The sequence below is a fragment of the Streptococcus parasanguinis genome (genome assembly GCF_964238605.1).
GTDB classification, from domain to species: Bacteria; Bacillota; Bacilli; order Lactobacillales; family Streptococcaceae; genus Streptococcus; species Streptococcus parasanguinis_AJ.
The window spans coordinates 96,244-119,892 of the sequence record NZ_CAXSMM010000007.1 but is presented as its reverse complement, the minus strand read 5'-3'; the positions used below and the strand labels follow the sequence as shown (position 1 = coordinate 119,892).

Below are 23,649 nucleotides of genomic sequence, written 5' to 3'. Positions count from 1 at the left end.
CAGCCCTACTCAACTGTGCGGAGGTGGGACGACGAAATCGAATTCTAACGAATTACCGATTTCTGTCCCACTCTCATATTTTTTTACCAAAAAAAGAGCCAGTAGGCTCTTTTTACTTATTCTTCTGTCACAAATTGACTGAGGACACCGTTGACAAATCGTGAAGAGGTTTCATCTGAAAAGGCCTTGGCCAATTCCACCGCTTCATTGACTGCGACGATCTGTGGTGTATCAAACTCTGTCATTTCATAAATTCCCAGACGAAGGATGTTTTTCTCTACCAAGGTCAAGCGCTCAACAGTCCAGCCGGTTTTCAAATGTTGACCGATTTGTTGGTCTAGTTGATCTTTTGACTGATAGACACCCGTCACGAGATTCATGAGAAAGGCAGGAAGATCGACTTCTTTGTCTTCTGCCAGGTCCTTGTCATGTAGATAAGCAAAGCGACAAGCTTCAACAATGTCTCCATCGTATTCCAAGGCCATCAAGGCTTGGAAGGCGCGCTCACGCAAATCTCGACGTGATTCTAATAAAATTTCATCAGTCATTGAGGAAGTCCTCATTAAACAAATCTTTCAAGTCTGGTTTTGGAGATTTTTCCGTTGCGATACCAACAACGTGAATGTTGACAGCATCCAAGGTTACATCTGCCATATCATAAACTGCAGACTTAACCGCTTTTTGAATGGCTACAGCGACAGATGGTACAGCCACTCCATATTCTAAGTAGAGATAGATGTCTACTGAAACTTGACCATCTTCTTCTGTATGAAGGTAGACGCCACGTCCAAGTGAGCGTTTGGATAAGCTATCTGAAACACTCTTGTTTTCAAGCGAATAGACACCCTCTACTTTTGCTGTTGCAATCGCAATAATTTTTTCTAATACACGTGGTGCAATAACGATGTCACCAAATTGTTCAGTTGCCATAGAAGTTCCTTTCTATTTGACACCCTGAGATGTCTCTTATGCACGAGAAACGTAAGTTCCTTCAGTAGTGTTAATGACCAATTTTTGTCCAGCTTCGATGAAGTCAGGAACGTTTACGACCAAACCAGTTTCCATTGTAGCAGGTTTTCCAGAACCAGTCACTGTAGCACCTTTGATAGATGGTTGAGTTTCTGCAACAGTCAATTCAACCGTTGTAGGAACTGTTACACCGATGACTTCGCTTCCGTAGAATTGAATTTTTACTTCTGAGTTTTCAAGGATATAAAGCAATTCTTGTTCTACATTCACAACTGGAATTTCATATTGGTCATATGTTTCAGTGTTCATGAAGTAGGCTGTATCATCCATTTTGTACAAGTATTGAGCTGGAACAGTTTCGATAATCGCTTGTTCAAATTTTTCTTCTGGACGGTAGCTTGTATCAAATGTTGAACCAGTACGGACATCACGCAATTTCATACGCATGATAGTGTTTCCTTTACCTGGTTTGTGGTGGCTAGCTTCCAAAACGCGGATCAATTTTCCGTCAGCTGTTTCAAAAGTCATACCAGCTTTCAATTTACTTGCTTCGATCATGTTTTATTACCTCTTTTTTAAAAATAGATTACTCTTTATTGTAACACACTATTTGATTTTTCTCAAACAGCAATTGTCTCTTTTTAGGAAGGCTAGAAGGCGGAGAGAGATTGTAGGAACGAGTCCTTAGAATCTCTATACCTCCAACTTCATCTTCACTATTCCTTATTGGTCCACAGGCACAATATTGCCATCGGCATCTTTGGTGACATGGACATATTTTCCATCTACTTCAATGTAGAAGGTATGAGGCTTGTCTTGCGCTGGAGAGGCTTGTTTTTGAAGGTCATTGCCAAGGGCTTGACCCAAGTTCATCCCCATAATCATGTTCATGCCATTGCCACCTTCATTTTTAGCAGCTGCGACCAAGGCTTCATTGCGAGCACGACGCTCTTCGATTTCAATGGTATTGTACTTCATCGCTGCCAATTCACTGTCCAGTTTATTGACCTTGGCCATACTGTCTGCATCGTAGCTCAAATCTTCGATGAGGACATTGGTTAATTCGATACCATATAATTCTGTCCACGTTTTGTTGACTTCGCGTTTTGCAACTTCATTGAAGACATCTTGGTCCGCATTGATATTGTAGATGTCTGCCTTATTTTCAGCCGTATATTTTGAAATGGCCACTGCAATTTTTGGTGCTAGATTTTGGCGCAAGGTTCCCTGAGCCACATCTTCCAAGGTAAATGGCTTATCTGCAGTGATTTGACGACTGACTACACTGATGTAAAAGAGTACAGGATCTGCCACTTTAACATCATAAAGACCATAAAAACGAATGCTAAGAAGTTGTTGGTAACGGTCGCTAAAGTACTCGACTGGATTTTGAGTGCCAAATTTATTTCCTGTAAAAGGTTGCATCCGCACAAAAATAATTTCTTGTTGGGTGACCACTTGGCCTCCAAAGGAGAAGCGATTCTTGAACTGATCCCAAGTTCCTTTCACACCACCCTTTTCAAACAACCAGGCATTTTCACCGGCTTGCCATTCGTGGCTCCCTGCTTCTAGAAGGTCTCCTAAAAAAGTTCCATTATTGACCAAGAGAGCAACATAGCCTTGAGGAACAATGACAACAGAGCCATCTGTCAATAGACCTGTATTTTGGTTGCTCTGGCGAGAGCGCCCATCTGGATCTTTAGTCAAGAGCTGTCCCTTAATGGCCAAAGCTGTTGCTGGAACAGCTTCTGGCAAGGTAATGGCTTCCTTAAATTTACTATCTTGAAAACTTGAAATGCCCGCTGAAAGGGCTGCTTTAATAAATCCCATACATTCTCCTATCTGTAGAATTCAATTTCATCCACAACTTCGTAGACATCCAAGACCCAATCTTTTGGATTGTGCTTCAAGGATGCTTGGCAATATTCACACTTGTCGATTGAATCGATCGTCAATGGCGCACCACAGTTCGGACAGTGATCACTAACGACTTCTGAATTCTTAATGATCTCTGTCTGAGCTCCATGTTCACGGAGGAAGACCATGCGGTAAACGGTAAAGAGATCTTTGGTTGGATCCCCTTCGATCACACGACCCGTTTCATCACTTCGGATGTAATCTCTCATCGTCGAAGATAGAATGACTTCGATACGGTCATTGCCTTCTGGATTTTCGATAAAGTCTTTGATCTTCGAATCTTCCACACATACGCGCTCTAGAACATTGGTTGTTTTGGCACGAATATGTTCTTGTAACTGCGTCAAGTGCTGCTCATAAAGACTCGTACTTTCTAAATTCCGTACGGAATTCCAATCTTTTTCTGTCCAAGCAGACTGCAATTGAAGATAAACCAGCTTGACTTGCGACAAGAAGCGGTCTTCATCAAACATTGGATCCAGTTTACGGATGCGGCGAATCGCTTCATAGTTGTTTTCAATTGGTCGACCGGCCCGCTCTTCGGTTGTCCGTTTTGGACCACTATTTGAAGAGAATGATTCATCACTATCATTAGCCTCTTTTGCAATATTATAGATAAATCCAATCAATCCAACGATAGCAAAAACTGCCACTACACCACCAGAGTCTGTTCCAGAACTAGAACTGTAGCTACTGGATCCACCAGACCAGCTGCTGCCACCAGACCAACTACTTCCGCCATCGGACCAGCTACTGCCACTATCGGACCAACTGCTACCACCACCTGAATCAATCAAGCTACTGCCACCACTATCTGTATTACCAACACCAGCATGGGCAGAAGGAGCAAATACAAATAGCAGGACTACTAGAAGAATTCCAACTATTACACTTCGTTTTTTCATAGGCCTCTTTTCTTATCTTTGTTTGTTACACAGGGGTTAAGAAAATACTGTCTATTTTATAGGACAATCAATTCTTTAGGAGCAAGAGTCAAGACTTCACAGCCTGTTTCTGTGATCAAGAGGTCATCTTCGATCCGCACACCTGAGAGGCCTTCAATATAAATCCCAGGCTCATCTGTTAAAACCATCCCTGCTTGAATCGCTTCTTTAGACGTTTGGCTGAAGTATGGTTCTTCGTGGATATCTAGCCCAATTCCATGACCGATTCCATGCGTGAAGTATTGTCCATAGCCGGCTGCCTCGATCACATCACGTGGAATTTTATCAAAATCACGGAAGCCAAGTCCATCTTTAGCCGCATCAATCAAGGCTTGATTGGCTTTCAAAACGGTTTCGTAAATTTCTCTTTCCTTGTCGCTGACATGACCCGCATAGATAGTCCGTGTCATATCGCTGACATAGTGGTCATACAAGCAACCAAAATCAAGGGTCAAGGCATCTCCTGCTGAAATGGCCCGATCACTTGGAGTCGCGTGAGGCATCGCAGAACGTTCACCAGCTGCTGAAATAATATCGAAAGATACACCAGAAGCTCCCAACTCCCGCATTCTAAAGTCGAGGAAAGTCGCTGCTTCCAACTCTGTCGTTTTCCCTACCTTGATATAGTCTAAAATATCATGGAAGGCTTGGTCAGAGATGCTACAAGCTTTTTTAATGGCCGCAATCTCAGTTTCATCTTTAATCAAGCGCAATTCCATCACAAAGTTCGCTAGGGATTGAAGGCTGATGCCACTAAAAACAGAAGCCATGCGGGCATGGTAGGCCACCGTCACTTCGTCCTCAAAACCAAGTTCTTTGATTCCAAGATCCTTAACGATCTCTGCAGCTGCAGTCAACTCATCGCGAGTTTCCACAATCTCTACAAAGGGGAAACAAGTCGCATGAGCATGGATGGTGTAGCGCGAATCCGTAAAGAGGACCACGCGTTCTTCTGTCACCAAAGCAGTCCCGTTTGAACCCCAGAAATTGGTCAAATAATAAACATTTTTCAAATTGTTAATCAATACCGCTTTGAGGTTTTGGGCTTTCATTTTGTTTCTTAAGTTGCTGATCCGTTGATTCATTGTAATTTTCCTTTCAAATATTGTCCTGTGTAGCTAGCAGGATTTGATGCTACTTCTTCTGGTGTTCCGGTCGCAATAATGGTTCCGCCACCGACACCGCCCTCTGGTCCTAAATCGATGATATGATCTGCTGTCTTAATGACATCCAAATTGTGCTCAATCACAAGGACCGTATTGCCATCATCCACAAATCGCTCTAAGACTTTGATCAAGCGAGAAATGTCTTCGGTATGGAGTCCGGTCGTTGGTTCATCCAAGATATAGAAGGATTTTCCTGTAGAGCGCTTGTGCAATTCAGAAGCCAACTTCATCCGTTGCGCTTCCCCACCTGAAAGGGTGGTCGCTGGTTGCCCCAGTGTTACATAGCCCAAGCCCACATCTTGGATGGTCTTGAGTTTGCGTTCAATTTTTGGAATGTGCTTGAAGAATTCAACCGCCTTATTGACCGTCATATCCAGCACTTCTGCAATATTTTTTTCCTTGTAGTGGACTTCTAATGTCTCACTATTGTAACGACGTCCATGGCAGACTTCACAAGGAACAAAGACATCCGGCAAGAAGTGCATTTCAATCTTGATGATCCCATCTCCTGAGCAGGCTTCACAACGCCCGCCCTTGACATTGAAACTAAAGCGGCCTTTTTTATAGCCCCGAATTTTGGCTTCATTGGTCTGAGCAAAGAGATCGCGAATGTCATCGAAGACGCCTGTATAGGTCGCTGGATTGGAACGAGGAGTCCGACCAATCGGGCTTTGATCAATGTCGATCAAGCGATCGATATGCTCAATCCCCTGAATCGTCTTGTATTTCCCTGGTTTTTCCGAATTGCGGTTGAGCTTTTGAGCGATGGCTTTTTTCAAGATGCCATTGATCAAGGTCGATTTTCCAGAACCGGAAACTCCAGTGACTGCGATAAATTTACCCAGAGGAAAGCGCGCTGTGATGTCTTGTAAGTTGTTCTCACTTGCTCCAGTAATTTCAATAGAACGACCATTTCCTGAACGGCGCTCTGCTGGAACCGGAATCTTGCGTTTGCCGGACAAGTACTGACCAGTGATGGATTTGCTGTTGCGAGCCACCTGCTTTGGAGTTCCTGCTGCAACGATCTCTCCCCCAAAGACACCGGCACCTGGGCCGACGTCGATCAGGTAGTCTGCCTCTCTCATGGTATCTTCATCATGTTCGACGACGATCAAAGTGTTGCCTAAATCGCGCATCTTCTTGAGACTGGCAATCAGGCGGTCATTGTCCCTTTGATGGAGGCCAATAGACGGCTCATCCAAGATATAAAGGACACCAGAGAGGTTGGAACCGATCTGGGTTGCCAAGCGAATGCGCTGGCTTTCTCCACCCGATAAGGTCCCAGCCGATCGTGACAGGGTCAAGTAATTAAGCCCCACATTGTTTAAGAAGGTTAAGCGATCTTTGATCTCTTTTAGGATCGGTCTTGCAATCGTGGCTTCATTGTCTGTTAAGACCAACTGATCCACAGCTTTTAAGTGGTCCGCAATCGATAGATCTGACACTTCTCCGATATGCATCCCTTTCTCCCCACCGACACGAACAGAAAGAGCCTGGTCATTGAGACGGTAGCCATGGCAGGTCGCACAGGTCAATTCGTTCATATAAGAGCGCATTTGGTTGCGGGTGAAGTCACTATTGGTCTCACGGAAACGACGGTGAATGTTGGTTACGACTCCTTCAAAGGGAATGTCGATATCTCGAACCCCACCAAACTCATTTTCATAGTGGAAGTGGAATTCTTTCCCGTTTGAACCATAGAGAACCAAGTCCTTTTCTTCTTGAGAAAGATCTGAGAAAGGCTGATCCATATCAATGCCAAACTGGATCATGGCCTGCTCCAGCATCTGAGGATAGTAGTTGGAAGAGATCGGATTCCAAGGAGCAAGAGCTCCTTCACGAAGGGTTAAGCGATCATCTGGCACCACCAAATCTAAGTCCACCTCCAGCTTAATGCCTAACCCATCACAGTCTGGACAGGAGCCGAAAGGCGCATTGAAAGAAAAGAGACGGGGCTCTAATTCAGGAACGGTAAAGCCACAGACTGGACAAGCATAATGCTCCGAAAAGAGCAGTTCCTTTCCATCCATGGTATCAATCACCACATAACCGTCCGCTATCCGAAGAGCTGCCTCAATCGAATCAAAGAGACGCGAGCGGATGCCCTCTTTGATCACGATCCGGTCTACCACCACTTCAATCGTGTGCTGTTTGCTTTTAGACAGTTCTGGGACCTCTGTCACATCATAGATCTCACCGTCAACTCGGACCCGAACATAGCCGTCTTTTTGAACTTTTTCAATGATATTCTTGTGCTGGCCTTTTTTCTTGCGGATAATGGGAGCTAGAATTTGCAGGCGTTGGCGCTCTGGTAATTCCAAAACTTGATCGACAATTTGCTCAACCGAAGAAGCGGTAATAGCGCCATGTCCATTGATACAATAAGGCGTCCCTACACGCGCATAGAGCAGGCGCAGGTAGTCATTGATCTCTGTTGCCGTCCCCACTGTAGAACGTGGGTTTTTACTGGTCGTTTTTTGGTCGATGGAAATGGCTGGACTCAAGCCGTCAATAGAGTCGACATCTGGTTTTTCCATATTTCCCAAGAATTGCCGGGCATAGGCCGATAAGCTCTCCACGTAGCGGCGCTGACCTTCTGCATAGAGGGTATCAAAGGCCAGACTGGACTTTCCAGATCCAGACAAACCCGTCACCACGACTAATTTGTCCCGTGGAATTTCCACGTCTATATTTTTTAAATTATGGGCACGTGCCCCATGAATGACAATTTTATCTTGCATGTTCTTACTCTAATCACCTTTTTGTTAACCTCCATTATAACAAATTTTTTAGTATTCTTTTATCCAAAACCGTCCTTTTTCTGATATAATGTTAAGGTGTAAAAAAACAAGGGGAGGCACCATGAAACAGGTCTTTTTATCGACAACGACTGAATTTAAAGAAATAGAGACACTGGAACCTGGTAGCTGGATCAACCTTGTCAATCCTTCCCAAAGTGAATCGATGGAAATCGCCTCTGCTTTTAACATCGATATTGCCGACTTACGGGCACCACTCGATGCGGAAGAAATGTCTCGTATGACCATTGAAGATGAGTATACCTTGATCATCGTCGACGTCCCCATCAAGGAAGAGCGGAACAATCAGACCTACTACGTGACCATTCCGCTAGGAATTATCCTGACAGAAGAGGCTATCATCACGACCTGCTTGGAGAAATTGCCACTTCTTGATATCTTTATCAACCGACGCTTGCGGAATTTCTATACTTTTATGCGGTCGCGCTTTATCTTTCAGATCCTCTATCGTAACGCCGAACTCTACTTGTCTGCGCTTCGTACCCTGGATCGAAAGAGTGAACAGATTGAAAGCCAATTGCACAAATCAACGCGTAATGAAGAGCTGATTGAGTTGATGGAGTTAGAAAAAACCATCGTCTACTTTAAGGCCTCTCTGAAAACCAATGAGCGCGTGATCAAGAAATTGACCAGCGCCACTAGTAACATCAAGAAATACTTAGAAGACGAAGATCTGCTGGAAGATACCTTGATCGAAACCCAGCAGGCCATTGAGATGGCGGATATTTATGGAAACATCCTCCACTCCATGACCGATACTTTCGCATCGATCATCTCCAACAACCAGAACAACATCATGAAAACCTTGGCCATGGTGACCATCGTCATGTCCATCCCAACCATGATTTTCTCGGCCTACGGGATGAACTTCAAAGACAATGAATTACCGCTCAATGGAGAACCAAACGCCTTCTGGCTCATCATTTTCATCGCTTTTGCCCTGACCGGTTCTCTCGTCGTCTACCTCATCCATAAAAAATGGTTCTAACACCTACTAATAACACTAAGGAGTATTTATGTCTCAATTTGATTTGAATCAACTCAGCAAGAAAAACCAAGAATTTATCCGTATTGCCAAACACCAATTGCTTGAAAACGGGAAATCAGAGGAAGAAGCAGAAAGCCTCATCCAAGAAATCCTTCCAGCTATCCATGAAAACCAAGGAAAAGGGATTCCGGCACGGACTCTTTTTGGAGCTCCAACTGTTTGGGCGAATTCTTTCAGCGAGAAAGAACGCTATGAAAAAGAGCATCCGAAATTAAACGATGCTCCCTCTCTTATGATTTTGGATTCCTTCCTCTTTATCTTTGGTGTCTTTGCTGCGATTAGCGCCTTTATGAACTTGGTCGCACCGCGTCGTACTGGCTATGGGTTGATCACCTTGATCCTTGGAAGTTTGACAGGAGCTCTGCTCTTGTATCTCATGTACTACTTCTTCTATCAGTATATGGATGGCACAAAAGATCGCAGTGAGCGTCCCTCTCTTTGGAAATCCATGCCGATTCTTGTCGGAGTCATGTTCCTTTGGGTCATCGTCTTGTCCTTTACATCATTACTTCCACAAGTCCTCAACCCAACTATTCCAGATGTTTTTGCCATCGTTTTAGGAGCTCTAGCGCTTGTCCTTCGCTTCTACCTCAAGAAACGCTTTAATATTAAAAGTTCGAGCACAGCACCTGCAACTCGACGCTAAAAAGAAACGGATGAAGTTTTCATCCGTTTTTCGTTTTACTGTATTTCCTTGTTCAACCTTTTTGAAAAATAGAGGACTAAATCATCATTGTTTTCACAAGAACTGTAAGGGGCCAAGGGGCGATCCCTAAACCAAATTCCAGATCCATCTGGGATATAGCCTCGTTTAACATACAGTCTTTGAGCTGGGCCATAACCCGAGTGTAAACCAACCCCTAAAGTAACAATCTCTGATAGTAGCCGGACTCTTTTTTCCGCCTCTTCTAAGAGTTGATTCCCAATTCCTCGACTTCTAAATGGCTCAAAAACATTAAAATCAGTTAGTTCAGGATAGACTCCCACGAAAGGGCCGTTCTTGGCAGCAGGCAATATAGTGATATAGCCTGCCACAAATCCATCCGACTCAGCTACTAATACGTCCCTCTCTCTATTCTCCTGCTCCTGAAAATAGCTAGTCAAGATATCCTCTCTACCCGGCCACCCTTGGTGAATAAAGGCTTGAGAGATATGCTCAATATCTGCCTTTATCATCCTCCTGATGATTACACCTTCCTTCATAGTTCCCTCCTTAATACATTTCTTCCCACATTATAACACGATTAGAGCTAGGGAAAGGTCAAAGAGGTCCACCGGACCTCAACTCGCTCTTATATTTCCAAGCTCATGAAAAAGAGGTCCACTGGACCTGAAAAAAAGACCCACCCGGGTCTTTTTTTTAATCTTCGTTTACGAAAGGCATCAAAGCCATTACGCGAGCGCGTTTGATAGCTGTTGTTACTTTACGTTGGTTCTTCGCTGAAGTTCCAGTTACACGACGAGGAAGGATTTTCCCACGTTCTGAAACGAAACGGCTAAGAAGCTCAGTATCTTTGTAATCAACATATTCAATTTTGTTTGCTGCGATGTAATCAACTTTTTTACGGCGTTTGAATCCGCCACGACGTTGTTGAGCCATGTTTAATTCTCCTTTATAGTTTTAATTCGTTAAACCCATTCTTAGAATGGAAGATCGTCGTCTGAGATGTCCATTGGATTCGCTCCAAATGGATTTTCTTCACGACCAAAGTTTGGCGCTGCATTGCTTGGTTCAGATCCACCAAAGCTTGGGGCTGCATTTCCAGCAAAACCACCGTTGCCTGATGAATAGCCACCAGCTGCATGCCCTTCGCGTGCTGCACGGCTTTCCAATAATTGGAAGCTGTCTGCTACGACTTCAGTGACATAAACACGTTGACCTTGCTGGTTTTCGTAATTACGTGTTTGAATGCGACCGGTAATCCCAATCAAAGCACCTTTCTTAGCCCAGTTGGCTAAGTTTTCTGCTTGCTGACGCCAGATCACACAGTTGATGAAATCGGCTTCGCGCTCTCCATTCTGACTCTTGAAGTTGCGGTTGACAGCTAGGCTGAAAGTAGCAACTGCTTGATTGCTTGGAGTGTAACGAAGTTCAGCATCACGGGTCATACGACCGACAAGTACAACATTGTTAATCATAAGTCACCTCTGATGATTTCTTACGCGTCAACTTTTACGATCATGTGACGAAGAATGTCACCGTTGATTTTTGAAAGACGGTCGAACTCGTTAAGAGCTACAGCGTCGTTCGCTTCAACGTTTACGATATGGTAAAGTCCTTCACGGAAATCTTGGATTTCGTATGCAAGACGACGTTTTTCCCAATCTTTTGATTCAACAACAGTTGCACCGTTGTCAGTCAAGATAGAATCGAAACGTGCTACCAAAGCGTTTTTAGCTTCTTCTTCAATGTTTGGACGAATAATATAAAGAATTTCGTATTTAGCCATTGATAATGTTCCTCCTTTTGGACTAATGACCCCAAGTCTTTGCAAGGGGTAAGTGAGGTTTACTCACAAGAAACTATTATACCAGACTTTACGAACAAAGGCAAGGATTATCTTTAGAATTTGAAACATCATTTTTTACATAACCTAAGATATTAAAGGAAAACTTCCCCTTAAAAATGGCAATTATAGAAGAAAAGATACTCCTTTCCTGTCCCTTTTCCTTAAAGAAAACTGATATCAGTTAGCTTTAAGCTTGAGTCTTTATACTAGCTACAACAAATCTCAAGAAACGAGGAACGATTATGAATTATCTTATCATCCCCGCCTATCAACCGGATCTGAATCTTGTCAAATTGGTTCGCCTGGTTCACGCTAAGAGTGATCTCCACATCATCGTCGTCGACGATGGAAGTGACGCCGACAAGAAAGTGATTTTTGACAAATTGGACGGTCTTGCGACAGTCCTGACCCACGAACACAACCAAGGAAAAGGGCAATCTCTCAAGACTGCTTATGCATACATCCTAGAAAGAGGTACCTATGGAAGCATTGTTACAGCTGATGCAGACGGTCAGCACAAAATTTGGGATATTTTCAGAGTTGTTAACCAATCTCAAGAGCATCCTGGAGCACTTATTTTAGGAGCACGCGCCTTTTCTGGCCAAGTTCCTTTGCGTTCTGCTTTTGGAAACAAATTGACCCGTTTCCTCTTCAAACAACAAACCGGAGTAGCAATCAGCGATACCCAAACAGGTTTACGGGCTTTTACTACGAATCTCTTGCCTTTCATGCTTGAGGTTGACGGACAGCGTTATGAATATGAGATGAATGTTCTCCTTGCAGCAAGCAAGTCCTTCCCCATCCTAGAAGTTCCGATTGAGACGGTCTACATCAATGACAATGAAGGTTCCCACTTCCGCCCTATTCGAGATGGCCTCATGATCTACAAGGACATGTTTAAGTTTGCCCTCTCCTCTCTGAGTAGTTTTATCGTTGACTATCTGGTCTACGCTTTCTTCCTTTTCGTGATGATGGCCGTGCCCATTAGTCTTCGCATTCTCCTAGCGAACGGGATCGCTCGTGTGACGAGTTCCATTTTTAACTACTCGACTAACAAGCATCTGGTCTTTAAGAATAAAGACAGCGTCGCTAAAACAGGAAGTGGCTACTTTGGTCTAGCCCTCGGCCTCTTTATTCTCGATACGCTCTTGATTCGACTCTTCTATACTGCTTTCGGGCTCAATCTCCTGATCAGTAAAATTGTCGTTGGCTTCCTCCTCTTTCTGGTCTCATGGGTGATCCAGAAAAAAGTAATCTTCAAAGAAAGGACAGCTCCCCACCATGAAATTCTTTAAAAAATCCTATACCTATGCTGCCTGCTTTGGCCTTCTTTTGACCAGCAGTTTTAGCTACTCGATGCTCAAGACCTTTGTCTTATCCGATGCCATCCAAACCGTAAAAGCTACGATTACGGACACTAAGGCAGCCAAAAAAGCAGCTGCTTCAGCTACAACGACCGATACTAGCTATTCAGATGACAATATCCAGGTGACTTTAACAGAAAAAACAGTTGAAAATACCCAGGTTTACATCGCAGATATCACAGTCAGCTCGGCAGATTATCTCAAAACAGCCTTTGCACAAAACACCTACGGGACAAATGTAACGGCTAAGACCTCCGTCACAGCCGCCAACAACAGTGCTATTCTAGCAGTGAACGGTGACTATTACGGGGCTAACAGTACAGGATACGTCATCCGAAATGGAGTGGTCTACCGCGATACCGTTCGGGAAGATTCAAGCAATGGGGACCTGGCGATTTATAAGGATGGATCCTTCAAAATTATCTATGAAGATGAGATCTCTGCGGATCAATTGGTCAAAGATGGGGTCGTCAATCTCCTTGCCTTCGGTCCTTCCTTGGTTGAAAATGGTGAGATTACGGTAGACACCAACTCAGAGGTCGGGCAATCTATGGTGTCAAATCCACGGACAGCGATTGGGATCATCGATGAAAACCACTACATTATCGTCGTGTCAGACGGACGGACTTCAGAAAGCCAAGGCCTGTCTCTCTACCAATTAGCAGAAGTGATGAAGTCTTATGGCGTTAAAACAGCCTACAACCTGGACGGGGGTGGATCTTCTACCCTTTACTTCAATGGCCAAGTTATTAATAAACCAACAACAAATGGTACTATCTCAGAAAGGGCGGTGAGTGACATTGTCTACATCGGTTACTAATCCTATTAAACAACGGTTGAAAAAGACCATCCTATGGTACATTCTTATCTCGGCTTTCTTCTTTGTCGGAAGTCGCATCTACGAACACTTTAGTTTTGGCGAAACCTCTGCCTTCATGCACTACCTCCTCTTGATTCCTTTGATCGGTGGCGCCTTACTAGTGCTTCTACAGTTGATGGTGAAAGGCTTCTCTCGCCTGAGCCTCAATCTTTGGAATTCAGGAGTGGCTACGCTCACAGCCGGGGCCCTCTACCGAGGGATTGTCAACCTCTCTGGTCGATCTACTACAATGGATCAACCCTATTATTACCTTGGAGTTGCCTTTCTAGCACTAGCTCTGATCAGCCTCTTCTTTGTCCGCAGTGTCTGGGTAGAGAAAACAGCCTAAGATCAAAAACGTCCGTTTCTTTATAGAACGGACGTTTTTTTGGAGTAAGTTAACGGATGAACGACTTAGCCTTCACGTTTTTTGCTGGCTACAAATCCTGCTAAAGCTAGTGAGGTCATGCCAAAGAGGCTAAGGACGGTCGAAGCCAATTCTTCTTGACCTGTTTTTGGAAGACCAGTTGCTGGTGTAGCAACTACTTCAGCTTGACCACCCGTATGATAAGTGACAGCGACTGGTTTGTTTGTTGCCACTTCTTTTGTTTCGCTTGCAGCTGGTTGAGCTGGAGTTACTGGGCTTTCAGGTTGAGGAGTTGGGGTAGCCGGAGTTACTGGAGCTACAGGATGAACTGGATTTACAGGACTTACTGGATCAACTGGCGCTGGCTGTGGTTGTGGTTCTGGAGTTGGTTGAGGTGTTGGTTGTGGTTCTGGAGTCGGTGTTTCTTCTTCCACTTTTTCCACAAAGGTCTTGTTGCCCAAGATTGAAGCAGACAACTTTTTCCCTGCCTTATTCACATCTTCGATGTATTGGATAAAGACTTCAGTATCCGGATTAATCGCACCGATCAATTTTGTATCACGGAAGACTGAGAAACCATCTCCGCCACCATACAAGAAGTCGTTGATAATCGCCTTGTAGGTCTTGTTACGATCAATTTCAGTTCCATCTGCCTTGTAAGCTTTCACGACCTTATAAGGATTTTCTTCTGTTGCATCGGCTGGTTTCGTATAGGTGTACTTGATCCCTGCCATTTGCAAGAAGTAGAGTTCTTTCTCATCATACTGTTGGTCCAAAGCTTTGTAGATTTGATCCCCAGTGATTTCTACTACTTGGAGGATATTTCCAAATGGTTGCACCGCTTGAGCTGCACCCCAAGTTACTGTTCCGTCTGGTTTCACCACGAGGTCTGCACGGATTCCTCCATTGTTGGTGAAGGCAAAGTCAACATCTGGATAACCTGATTTTTTGGCAATATCTAGTTGCGCTGCTGTGACCAAATCTCCAACAGCACTTTCTTTTTGTGCATTCAATTCACGGGTAATATTTTCAGCCTTCTCTGCTGTACCGATTTTTGCTTCTGTTACTTTTTTAACCGTCGCATTGGCATCATCGATGATCGCTTGAACCTTGGCATCTTTTGATTTGCCTTTAGATGGATCTACTGCAATAATTTTAGCAGTTGGAGCTTTAACAAAGTCAGCTGTATCTGTATCTAGGACTCCACGGACATCCGAGTAGGCTTTCCCTTGAGACGTACCTTGAACGATCAAGGTATTTCCAACCATCCCGTTTGTATATTGGTGGTTGTGGCCTGCAAAGACGATATCCACTGAGTTTTCAGGATAGATTTGGTTTAATTTTTTGATCATGTCTGCAGCCGGACCTTCTGCTACACCATTCTTACTAGTGGCAGCAACGTGAGCCAAGACAGCAATCGCATGCACACCTTGGTCATTTAATTCACGCGCATATTTAGCAATCGATTCTGCTTCATCCAAAACCCGGTATTGTTCATGATTTTTGCGCAAGACAAGATTTGGGAATTCTGTCGTAACAACCCCGATAAATCCGACCTTAACTGTCTTGTCATTGACTGGGATTTCTTTGATGGTATAAGGTTTCCAGTCAAATGGGATTTTGTTGGTATCTTTGTCAACCAAGTTGGCAATTACGACTTCTTGTTTAGAAGCCTCATGAGGATACTCATCGACGATCTTGTTGAATTGACCAGGTGTTGGGGCTTCCCCCTTCATGATCCGGTTGAATTCACCAAGTCCTTCGTCAAACTCGTGATTACCAAGAGTTCCGTATTCAAAGTTCATTTCATTGAAGACTTTTACAGTTGGTTCATCTTGAAGGAGGGCAGAATTGGCTGGACTAGCTCCGACCATATCTCCCGCTTGCACACGGATGCTGGCATTTGGCGTTCCGGCATTCTCCGTTTCAAAGTCTTTTTGTGAATCGTTCAAGTAGGTTGCCAAAAGTGGGGCTGTTCCTGCATTTTTCACAGTTTCGCCTTCTAAACGAGCTGTCCCTGTTTGTTCCAAGGCACCGTGGAAGTCATTGATGCCCATGAACTGCACGGGCAATTCGTCTGCAAAAACGCTATTGATCGCAAAAACACTAAGACCCGCAGCGACCGCTAGGATACTGCTTTTCAAGATAATTTTTTTCTTCATAGAATACTCCATTTTCTAATGTAGGACACTTCTCCAAAAAAGAGAACGCAGAACAGTTGATTGCTGAAATCAGCTCTTCCATTTTACTATTTTTTCGGTTTTACTTCAATATTTTCCTGTAAACTCTTACAATTTTATTGGAAAACGCTTGATTTCCGAACATCTATTTTCAGTCTCTTCCTTTTGTTACTTGCTGTTCCTCACAAAAGAGGCTGGGACAAAAGTCCTAGCCTCTCAATTATTTTTGGATTGTCGAGAAAGACGCAGTGGTTGAGTGGGCTCTACTACGCTGATTTCATCAGCTTTTACAGCCCTACTCAACTGTGCGGAGGTGGGACGACGAAATCGAATTCTAACGAATTACCGATTTCTGTCCCACTCTCTTTTCTTATTTATTCACGTTTTCCCATTTCCAGTTTTGAACTTCTGGAATGTCGTCTCCGTTTTCACGGATGTAGTCATGGTGGAAGGCGATTGTTTCGTCCATTTGAGCTGCGAATTCAGCTGCTTCTGGTCCAAGAGCTGCATTAGCTGCATCTTGTGCCAAGTGGAAGCGATCCAACTCAGACATCACACGCATATCAAATGGTGTGGTGATATCTCCGTTTTCACGGTAACCATGTACACGAAGGTTATGGTTGTGACGGTTGAAGAAGATATCACGAATCATGCCTTCGTAACCATGGAAGGCAAAGATGACTGGTTTATCAGTTGTGAAGACTTTGTCGAACTCTTCATCTGAAAGTCCACGCGCATCAACGGATGGGTGACGCAATTTCAAGATATCGATAACGTTAACAAAGCGGATCTTCAATTCTGGGAAGGCCTTGTGCAAGATTGTGATGGCTGCAAGAGCTTCTAAGTTTGGCTCTGTACCTGCAGCGGCAATAACAAGATCTGGCTCTTCATCTGCTGAAACAGTTGATGCCCAATCGATCACCTTGTATCCTTCACGAACCAATTCTTCTGCTTCAGCTGCTGAATAGAATTGAGGACGTGGGTGTTTAGAAGAAACAATCAAGTTGATCACATCTTCTCCCTTGAAGGCTTCATCCATCACTGCAAGCAAGCTATTGGTATCTGCTGGCAAGTACTCACGGATGTATTCAGGAGTTTTCTCAGCCAAGTGAGTCAAGATACCTGGATCTTGGTGAGTGTAACCATTGTGGTCTTGTTGGAAGACAGTTGAAGTTGCAATCAAGTTCAAGGCTGGGTAGTTTTTACGCCATGTTGTATGGGTCTTAGACTTACGCAACCATTTGAAGTGTTGAGTGATCATAGAATCTACAACACGAAGGAAGGATTCGTAAGAAGCGAAGAATCCATGACGACCTGTCAAGACATATCCTTCAAGCATACCTTCTGCTTGGTGCTCTGACAATTGAGAGTCAATGACACGACCAGCAGGGCTCAAGGCTTCATCGTAGTCTGGTTTCATACGTCCTAACCATTGACGGCTTGTACGAGTGAAGACTTCTTGAAGACGGTTTGATTTGGTTTCGTCTGGACCAAAGATACGGAAGTTATCTGGGTTCGCATCTACCAAGTCTGCCGCATACTTACCAAATTCGATCATGTCTTGAGCCATGATTTCACCTGGTGTGTTGAATTGAAGGGCATGTTTCTTCCAATCAGCTGTGTTCATTGGTTTGATCACACCAGCATTTGTGATTGGGTTCATCGCCATGCGACGGTCACCTTTTGGTGCAATTTCCGCAATTTCAGGAACTAGTTTACCAGTTTCGTCGAACAATTCAGCTGGACGGTAAGATTCCAACCATGAAAGAAGGGCATCAACATGCTCCATGTGGTGAGCATCTACTGGGATTGGCACTTGGTGCGCACGGAATCCACCTTCGATTGGTGTTCCTTCCCATGCTTTTGGACCAGTCCAACCTTTAGGAATACGAGCAATCAAGACAGGGTATACTGGTTGAGTTGCTTCTTCAGCAGAACCTTTACGAGCTTCTGCTTGGACTTTCTTGATTTCTTCAATTGCTTCGTCCAATTTTTCAGCAAACAAAGCGTGTGCAGCTTCGTGGTCTTCTGAAATTGCAGTAACATTCGCAAAGATTGGTTTCCAACCAAGACCTTCAAAGAAGAGGGCCAATTCTTCGTCTGTTTTGCGCTCGAAGATGGTTGGGTTGTGGATCTTCCCACCATTGAGGTAGAAGATTGGAAGGATAGCCCCATCGTTGACTGGGTTCAAGAAGGTATTTGACAACCATCCTGCCATCAATGGACCTGTTTCTCCTTCACCGTCACCGATAACTGTAGCAGCAATCACATCTGGATTATCCAATACAGCACCTGCAGCGTGAGAAAGGGCATAACCAAGTTCTCCACCTTCGTGGATAGATCCTGGTGTTTCAGGCGCCGCGTGAGAAGCGATTCCTCCTGGGAATGAGAAGATCTTACACAAGTGTTTGAAACCTTCTTCATTTTGTGGGATGTTTGGATTTAATTCAGTATAAGAACCATCTAAGTATGAGTTCGATACCATTACTTGTCCACCGTGACCAGGTCCTTCAATATAGAACATATCCAAGTCGTATTTGTTGATGGCACGGTTCAAGTGAGCATAGATAAAGTTTTGCCCTGGTACAGTTCCCCAGTGTCCGATTGGGTGAGCTTTCAAGTCATTTTCAACGACTTCGCGCTTCAACAATGGGTTATCTTTCAAGTACATTTGAGCAGCTGAAATGTAGTTGGCTGCACGCCACCAAGCGTCTACTTTATCCAAGTAAGCTTTGCTGTTATAATCGACAGTCATCTTGTCTCCTCACAATTTCTAGACAGGTCTGTTGAACAACCTGTTCGTTTGATCAATAGTTTAAACAATCTGTTTTCACGTCAAACAGATGATATTGAAGAAAATATTCAATATTACCTCTATTTTATCAAGAATTTCCCTTTTTGTACATCAGAAAGTAAGAAAAATATTCTTTGAACGTCAAATTTTAATTTCCCACTAAAGTGGTCCTATTCCCTACAGGGATACGTTTTAAAAAAAGACTTCGCTGATTTTTACAAACCAGCAAAGTCCCAAATGAAATGGAGTCGGTTAAATGACTTTTTGACCTTTCTTGTAGACATCTGTCACGAGATTTGTCGCAAAGAAATAGAAGAGATAATCTAGATTTGGTGCATCAAAGATGGTAATGTCAGCCTGTTTGCCAACATCGAAAGAGCCGATTGTTTTAGCACGATCAACTGAATAGGCTGCATTGATGGTCACCGCATTGAGAATTTCTACTGGAGTTAGGCGCATCATGAAGCAACCCAGATGCATGGCAAACTGAAGATTGGCTGTTGGACAAGACCCTGGGTTGCTGTCCGTTGTTAGGGTAATGGCCATGCCAGCGTCCAACATCTTACGAGCCGGTGCATAGGTATCTTCCATGAGGCTGAAGGTTGTAGCAGGCAAGAGATTGCCGATAACTTTTGCTGCAGCTAGTTTTTGAATGCCTTCATCGGTAATCACCATCAGGTGTTCTGCGCTGGTGGATTGCAATTCAGCCGCTACGTCAACACCTCCAATAGACTCAATTTCATCCGCATGGATCCGTAACTTGAAGCCCATTTCCTTAGCTTTCGAAAGAAGATAGCGAGATTCATCTGCTGTAAAGACCCCTTTTTCACAGAAGATATCACAGAACTCAGCTAACTGTCCTTCTTTCACTTTCGGAAGCATTTGTTCCACAATAAGATCTAAATATTCTTGGGAACGGCCCTTGTACTCTGTCGGGATCGCATGGGCTGCCATAAAGGTAGATACCAAGTCTATTTGATGATCCCGATCCAGTGCAGCGACAACATCCAACTGGCGTTTTTCAGTTTCCCAATCCAAACCGTAACCGCTTTTCGCTTCAACGGTTGTCACCCCATGGCGCAACATGTAGTCCAACAGTCGTTTGGACTTGTCATAGAGGGTGTCAAAAGAAGCTTCCCGTGTCGCCCGAACGGTGCTTAGAATCCCTCCGCCTTGGGCGAGGATGTCTAAGTAAGAAACACCTGCTAATTTTTTAGCAAATTCATGCTCCCGACTGCCTCCATAGACTAAGTGGGTGTGGCAATCAATCAGGCCAGGGGTCGCAACTTTTCCTTCACAGGATTTTACTTCTGTATGGTCATCGATCAGTTCTGGGGCTGGTTGCCCTGTCCCAACTGAAAGAATCTTTCCATCTTTAATGGCGATATAAGCATCTGAAAGAATTTTTGCCTCTGTCATCTCCTTCCCATAGAGAGGATGACCCAGATCATTTGGACAAAACAATTGGTAAAAGTGGGTTAATAGGATATCAGCTGACATATGAAACATTCCTTTCTATTTCCATCGTTATTCATTTTACAATTCTACAGAAAAAGCGTCAAAAAAAAGTCAAAAAGTTTTCCTCTCATTTTTTTTTGCTTTATTAAAAATTATATTTTTTTTTGACTCTTTATTGACGTTTCTTGGATACAATAAAGAAAATACAAATTCACAGTCCAACTATAAGGAGGGTTCTGCTATGTCATTTATAGACGAGAAAGAAATTGCAGCTGCTATGTCTGTCAAACTTGACTTTGATGTCCTACCTGAAAAGGCGACTTTTCAAGAAGGCATCCGTCGTGCACCGGATAGAGGCTTCCGCTTAACGCAGGCTCAGACCGAAATTGCCCTTAAAAATGCTTTGCGTTACATTCCTAAAAAATTCCACCAAGAGTTGATCCCAGAATTCCTAGAAGAACTGAAAACTCGCGGTCGGATCTATGGCTATCGCTTCCGTCCAAAAGATCGCATCTATGGAAAACCAATTGATGAGTACAAAGGAAAATGCACTGCTGCTAAGGCTATGCAAGTCATGATTGACAACAACTTGAGCTTTGAGATTGCCCTTTATCCTTATGAATTGGTTACTTATGGAGAAACAGGATCTGTCTGTGCCAACTGGATGCAATACAACTTGATCAAGAAATACTTGGAAGTGATGACAGAAGACCAAACCTTGGTCGTTGAATCTGGTCACCCTCTTGGCCTCTTTAAATCGAAACCAGAAGCTCCTCGCGTCGTCATTACTAACGGTCTCTTGATTGGTGAGTATGACAATATGCACGACTGGGAAATCGCTGAAGAAATGGGCGTTACCAACTACGGTCAAATGACGGCTGGTGGCTGGATGTACATCGGACCTCAAGGGATCGTTCACGGTACCTTTAACACCCTTCTCAATGCTGGTCGTCTTAAACTCGGTGTGGCTGATGATGGCGACTTAACTGGTAAACTCTTTATTTCATCTGGTCTCGGTGGGATGAGTGGCGCTCAAGGGAAAGCAGCTGAAATTGCAAAAGCGGTTGCCATTGTCGCTGAAGTCGACCGCTCTCGGATCGAAACGCGCCACTCTCAAGGCTGGATTAGTCAAGTGACCGACAGTGCGGAAGAAGCTGTAAAATTAGCTCAAGCAGCACTGGAAGCTGGTGAATCAACTTCGATTGCCTACCATGGTAATATCGTAGACTTGCTTGAATATGTCAATGAACACCAAGTTCACGTTCATCTCTTGTCTGACCAAACCTCTTGCCACAACGTCTATGATGGTGGCTATTGCCCAGTTGGTATCAGCTTTGAAGAACGGACACGTTTGTTGGCAGAAGACAAAGAAACCTTCCATCGTTTGGTCGATGAAACCTTGGCTCGTCACTTCGCAGTGATTAAAGATTTGACGGCTAAAGGCACCTACTTCTTCGACTATGGTAATGCCTTCATGAAATCTGTTTACGACTCAGGGATCAAGGAAATTTCTAAGAATGGTTTGGATGACAAAGACGGCTTCATTTGGCCATCTTATGTAGAAGATATCATGGGACCTATGCTCTTTGACTATGGTTATGGTCCATTCCGTTGGGTCTGCCTCAGCGGTAAACACGAAGACTTGATTGCAACTGACCACGCAGCGATGGAAGCAATTGATCCAACTCGTCGCTACCAAGACCGCGATAACTACAACTGGATTCGCGATGCTGAAAAGAACCAATTGGTGGTGGGTACCCAAGCTCGTATCCTCTACCAAGATTGTATGGGCCGTGTCAACATTGCTTTGAAATTCAATGAACTCATTCGCCAAGGTAAGATTGGACCAGTCATGATCGGACGTGACCACCACGACGTATCTGGTACAGATGCTCCATTCCGTGAAACATCAAACATCAAAGATGGATCAAACGTTACTTGTGATATGGCGGTTCAATGTTACGCCGGTAACGCTGCCCGCGGTATGAGTCTTGTCGCTCTCCACAATGGTGGTGGTACTGGTATCGGTAAAGCTATCAACGGAGGATTCGGTCTCGTTCTAGACGGTAGTCACCGAATCGACGAAATTATCAAATCTGCTATTTCATGGGATACCATGGGCGGGGTTGCTCGTCGGAACTGGGCACGGAACGATCATGCTATTGAAACAGCGATCGAATACAACCGTCTCCATGCAGGAACAGACCACATCACTATTCCTTATCTTGCAGACGAAGATTTGGTCAAAGAAGCTGTTCAAAAATTGTTTTAATATCAAAAAATAAAAACTGAGAAAGGGGAGGAAAATACAAAGACTTCTCCTCCCCACTTCTCCTATAAAAAGAGGTAATTATATGGCAAAAATTGTTGAGTGTATTCCGAACTTTTCTGAAGGACGCAATCAGGCTGTGATCGACGGATTGGTAGCCACAGCAAAAAGCATCCCAGGTGTCACATTATTAGACTACTCGTCTGATGCTAGCCACAACCGCAGCGTCTTTACACTCGTTGGGGATGAAGAAAGCATTCAAGAAGTAGCTTTCCAATTGGTGAAATATGCATCTGAAAATATCGATATGACCAAGCACGAAGGCGAACACCCTCGTATGGGGGCAACAGACGTTTGTCCATTCGTTCCGGTCAAAGATATCACTACAGCTGAATGCGTTGAAATCGCTAACAAAGTGGCCGAACGCATCAATCGCGAATTAGGTATTCCAATCTTCCTTTACGAAGATGCCGCAACTCGTCCAGAACGGAAAAACTTGGCTAAAGTGCGCAAAGGACAATTTGAAGGAATGCCAGAAAAATTGTTGGAAGAAGACTGGAAGCCAGACTACGGTGAACGCAAGATTCACCCAACTGCAGGAGTTACAGCCGTTGGTGTCCGTATGCCACTCGTTGCTTTCAATATTAACCTTGACACAGACGACCTAGATATTGCCAATAAAATTTCTAAAATCATTCGTGGATCAAGCGGTGGATACAAATACTGTAAAGCGATCGGTGTCATGCTAGAAGATCGTAACATCGCCCAAGTCTCTATCAACATGGTCAACTTGGAACAATTCCCATTGTATCGTGTCGTTGAAACCGTTCGTTTCGAAGCACAACGCTACGGGGTTCGAATCATCGGAACAGAACTCATCGGACTTGCTCCAGCTAAGGCTTTGATCGACTCAGCTGAATACTACTTGCAATTAGAAGACTTTGACTACAGCAAACAAGTCTTGGAAAATCACTTGTTGGGTTAG

Annotated in this window: 21 protein-coding genes; 7 read left to right on the top strand and 14 right to left on the bottom strand. The window is 44.0% G+C overall.

What is annotated here, in order from left to right:
• Positions 1-116: 116 nt before the first annotated feature.
• The 7 genes from nusB to uvrA form a co-directional block, all read right to left on the bottom strand.
• Positions 117-548 (bottom strand): transcription antitermination factor NusB, encoded by a 432-nt coding sequence (gene nusB / locus ACESR9_RS06870; RefSeq protein ID WP_003008602.1) that lies wholly within the window; start codon positions 546-548, stop codon positions 117-119.
• The gene (locus tag ACESR9_RS06865; protein WP_003005404.1) at positions 541-930 is read right to left on the bottom strand and encodes an Asp23/Gls24 family envelope stress response protein; all 390 of its coding nucleotides are present in this window, start codon (positions 928-930) and stop codon (positions 541-543) included. Before ACESR9_RS06865 ends, nusB begins: the two co-directional genes overlap by 8 nt.
• A 36-nt stretch (positions 931-966) precedes the next feature.
• Entirely contained in the window at positions 967-1,527 is a 561-nt protein-coding gene (efp, locus tag ACESR9_RS06860; protein ID WP_003005479.1) for an elongation factor P, read from the bottom strand.
• Positions 1,528-1,692: 165 nt separating this feature from the next.
• Positions 1,693-2,799: an SPFH domain-containing protein gene (locus ACESR9_RS06855; protein WP_373106169.1), complete on the bottom strand. Its 1,107-nt coding sequence runs from the start codon at positions 2,797-2,799 to the stop codon at positions 1,693-1,695.
• 8 nt (positions 2,800-2,807) lie between these two features.
• On the bottom strand, positions 2,808-3,791 hold the full coding sequence (locus ACESR9_RS06850) for a TIM44-like domain-containing protein (protein WP_373106168.1): 984 nt from the start codon (positions 3,789-3,791) through the stop codon (positions 2,808-2,810).
• A 56-nt stretch (positions 3,792-3,847) separates the two neighbouring features.
• On the bottom strand, positions 3,848-4,915 hold the full coding sequence (locus tag ACESR9_RS06845) for a M24 family metallopeptidase (protein WP_342987019.1): 1,068 nt from the start codon (positions 4,913-4,915) through the stop codon (positions 3,848-3,850).
• Positions 4,912-7,737, bottom strand: a complete 2,826-nt coding sequence (uvrA, locus tag ACESR9_RS06840) for an excinuclease ABC subunit UvrA (protein WP_373106167.1) — start codon at positions 7,735-7,737, stop codon at positions 4,912-4,914. Before uvrA ends, ACESR9_RS06845 begins: the two co-directional genes overlap by 4 nt.
• Positions 7,738-7,858: 121 nt before the next feature.
• On the opposite strand from uvrA, the gene ACESR9_RS06835 reads away from it, so the two are divergent.
• Entirely contained in the window at positions 7,859-8,803 is a 945-nt protein-coding gene (locus ACESR9_RS06835) for a magnesium transporter CorA family protein (RefSeq protein ID WP_031576884.1), read from the top strand.
• 28 nt (positions 8,804-8,831) lie between these two features.
• A complete protein-coding gene (locus ACESR9_RS06830; protein WP_031576885.1) occupies positions 8,832-9,509 on the top strand; it encodes a DUF1129 domain-containing protein in 678 nt (225 codons plus the stop codon).
• A 35-nt stretch (positions 9,510-9,544) separates the two neighbouring features.
• Here ACESR9_RS06830 and ACESR9_RS06825 read toward each other — a convergent pair whose 3' ends face one another.
• From ACESR9_RS06825 to rpsF, 4 genes are all read right to left on the bottom strand, one after another.
• Positions 9,545-10,066 (bottom strand): GNAT family N-acetyltransferase, encoded by a 522-nt coding sequence (locus tag ACESR9_RS06825; RefSeq protein ID WP_373106166.1) that lies wholly within the window; start codon positions 10,064-10,066, stop codon positions 9,545-9,547.
• A 157-nt stretch (positions 10,067-10,223) separates the two neighbouring features.
• Positions 10,224-10,463 carry a 30S ribosomal protein S18 gene (gene rpsR, locus ACESR9_RS06820; RefSeq protein ID WP_000068664.1) on the bottom strand — a complete coding sequence of 80 codons (240 nt, stop codon included), beginning with the start codon at positions 10,461-10,463 and terminating at the stop codon, positions 10,224-10,226.
• A gap of 41 nt (positions 10,464-10,504) precedes the next feature.
• Positions 10,505-11,002 carry a single-stranded DNA-binding protein gene (locus ACESR9_RS06815; protein WP_049515946.1) on the bottom strand — a complete coding sequence of 166 codons (498 nt, stop codon included), beginning with the start codon at positions 11,000-11,002 and terminating at the stop codon, positions 10,505-10,507.
• A gap of 20 nt (positions 11,003-11,022) precedes the next feature.
• Positions 11,023-11,313 carry a 30S ribosomal protein S6 gene (gene rpsF / locus ACESR9_RS06810; protein WP_003005040.1) on the bottom strand — a complete coding sequence of 97 codons (291 nt, stop codon included), beginning with the start codon at positions 11,311-11,313 and terminating at the stop codon, positions 11,023-11,025.
• A gap of 302 nt (positions 11,314-11,615) precedes the next feature.
• Between rpsF and ACESR9_RS06805 the strand changes: the two genes are divergently transcribed.
• Genes ACESR9_RS06805 through ACESR9_RS06795 form a run of 3 tightly spaced genes read left to right on the top strand, consistent with a single transcriptional unit; the run spans position 11,616 to position 13,945 of the window.
• Positions 11,616-12,668, top strand: coding sequence for a GtrA family protein (locus tag ACESR9_RS06805; RefSeq protein WP_373106165.1), 1,053 nt, complete (start codon positions 11,616-11,618; stop codon positions 12,666-12,668).
• Positions 12,655-13,557, top strand: coding sequence for a phosphodiester glycosidase family protein (locus tag ACESR9_RS06800; RefSeq protein WP_373106164.1), 903 nt, complete (start codon positions 12,655-12,657; stop codon positions 13,555-13,557). Before ACESR9_RS06805 ends, ACESR9_RS06800 begins: the two co-directional genes overlap by 14 nt.
• Positions 13,538-13,945, top strand: coding sequence for a hypothetical protein (locus ACESR9_RS06795; RefSeq protein WP_371495576.1), 408 nt, complete (start codon positions 13,538-13,540; stop codon positions 13,943-13,945). Before ACESR9_RS06800 ends, ACESR9_RS06795 begins: the two co-directional genes overlap by 20 nt.
• Before the next feature lie 65 nt (positions 13,946-14,010).
• Here the strand turns inward: ACESR9_RS06795 and ACESR9_RS06790 are convergent, their stop codons facing one another.
• The 3 genes from ACESR9_RS06790 to hutI all read right to left on the bottom strand — a co-directional run bounded on the left by ACESR9_RS06790 (position 14,011) and on the right by hutI (position 20,437).
• Entirely contained in the window at positions 14,011-16,125 is a 2,115-nt protein-coding gene (locus ACESR9_RS06790) for a surface-anchored 5'-nucleotidase (RefSeq protein ID WP_371495571.1), read from the bottom strand.
• Positions 16,126-16,513: 388 nt separating this feature from the next.
• Positions 16,514-18,898, bottom strand: a complete 2,385-nt coding sequence (locus tag ACESR9_RS06785) for a phosphoketolase family protein (protein ID WP_371496180.1) — start codon at positions 18,896-18,898, stop codon at positions 16,514-16,516.
• A gap of 291 nt (positions 18,899-19,189) precedes the next feature.
• The gene (gene hutI, locus ACESR9_RS06780; RefSeq protein ID WP_371496183.1) at positions 19,190-20,437 is read right to left on the bottom strand and encodes an imidazolonepropionase; all 1,248 of its coding nucleotides are present in this window, start codon (positions 20,435-20,437) and stop codon (positions 19,190-19,192) included.
• A 199-nt stretch (positions 20,438-20,636) separates the two neighbouring features.
• Between hutI and hutU the strand changes: the two genes are divergently transcribed.
• Positions 20,637-22,667 carry a urocanate hydratase gene (gene hutU, locus ACESR9_RS06775; RefSeq protein WP_342977404.1) on the top strand — a complete coding sequence of 677 codons (2,031 nt, stop codon included), beginning with the start codon at positions 20,637-20,639 and terminating at the stop codon, positions 22,665-22,667.
• 82 nt (positions 22,668-22,749) lie between these two features.
• A complete protein-coding gene (ftcD, locus tag ACESR9_RS06770) occupies positions 22,750-23,649 on the top strand; it encodes a glutamate formimidoyltransferase (protein WP_049515960.1) in 900 nt (299 codons plus the stop codon).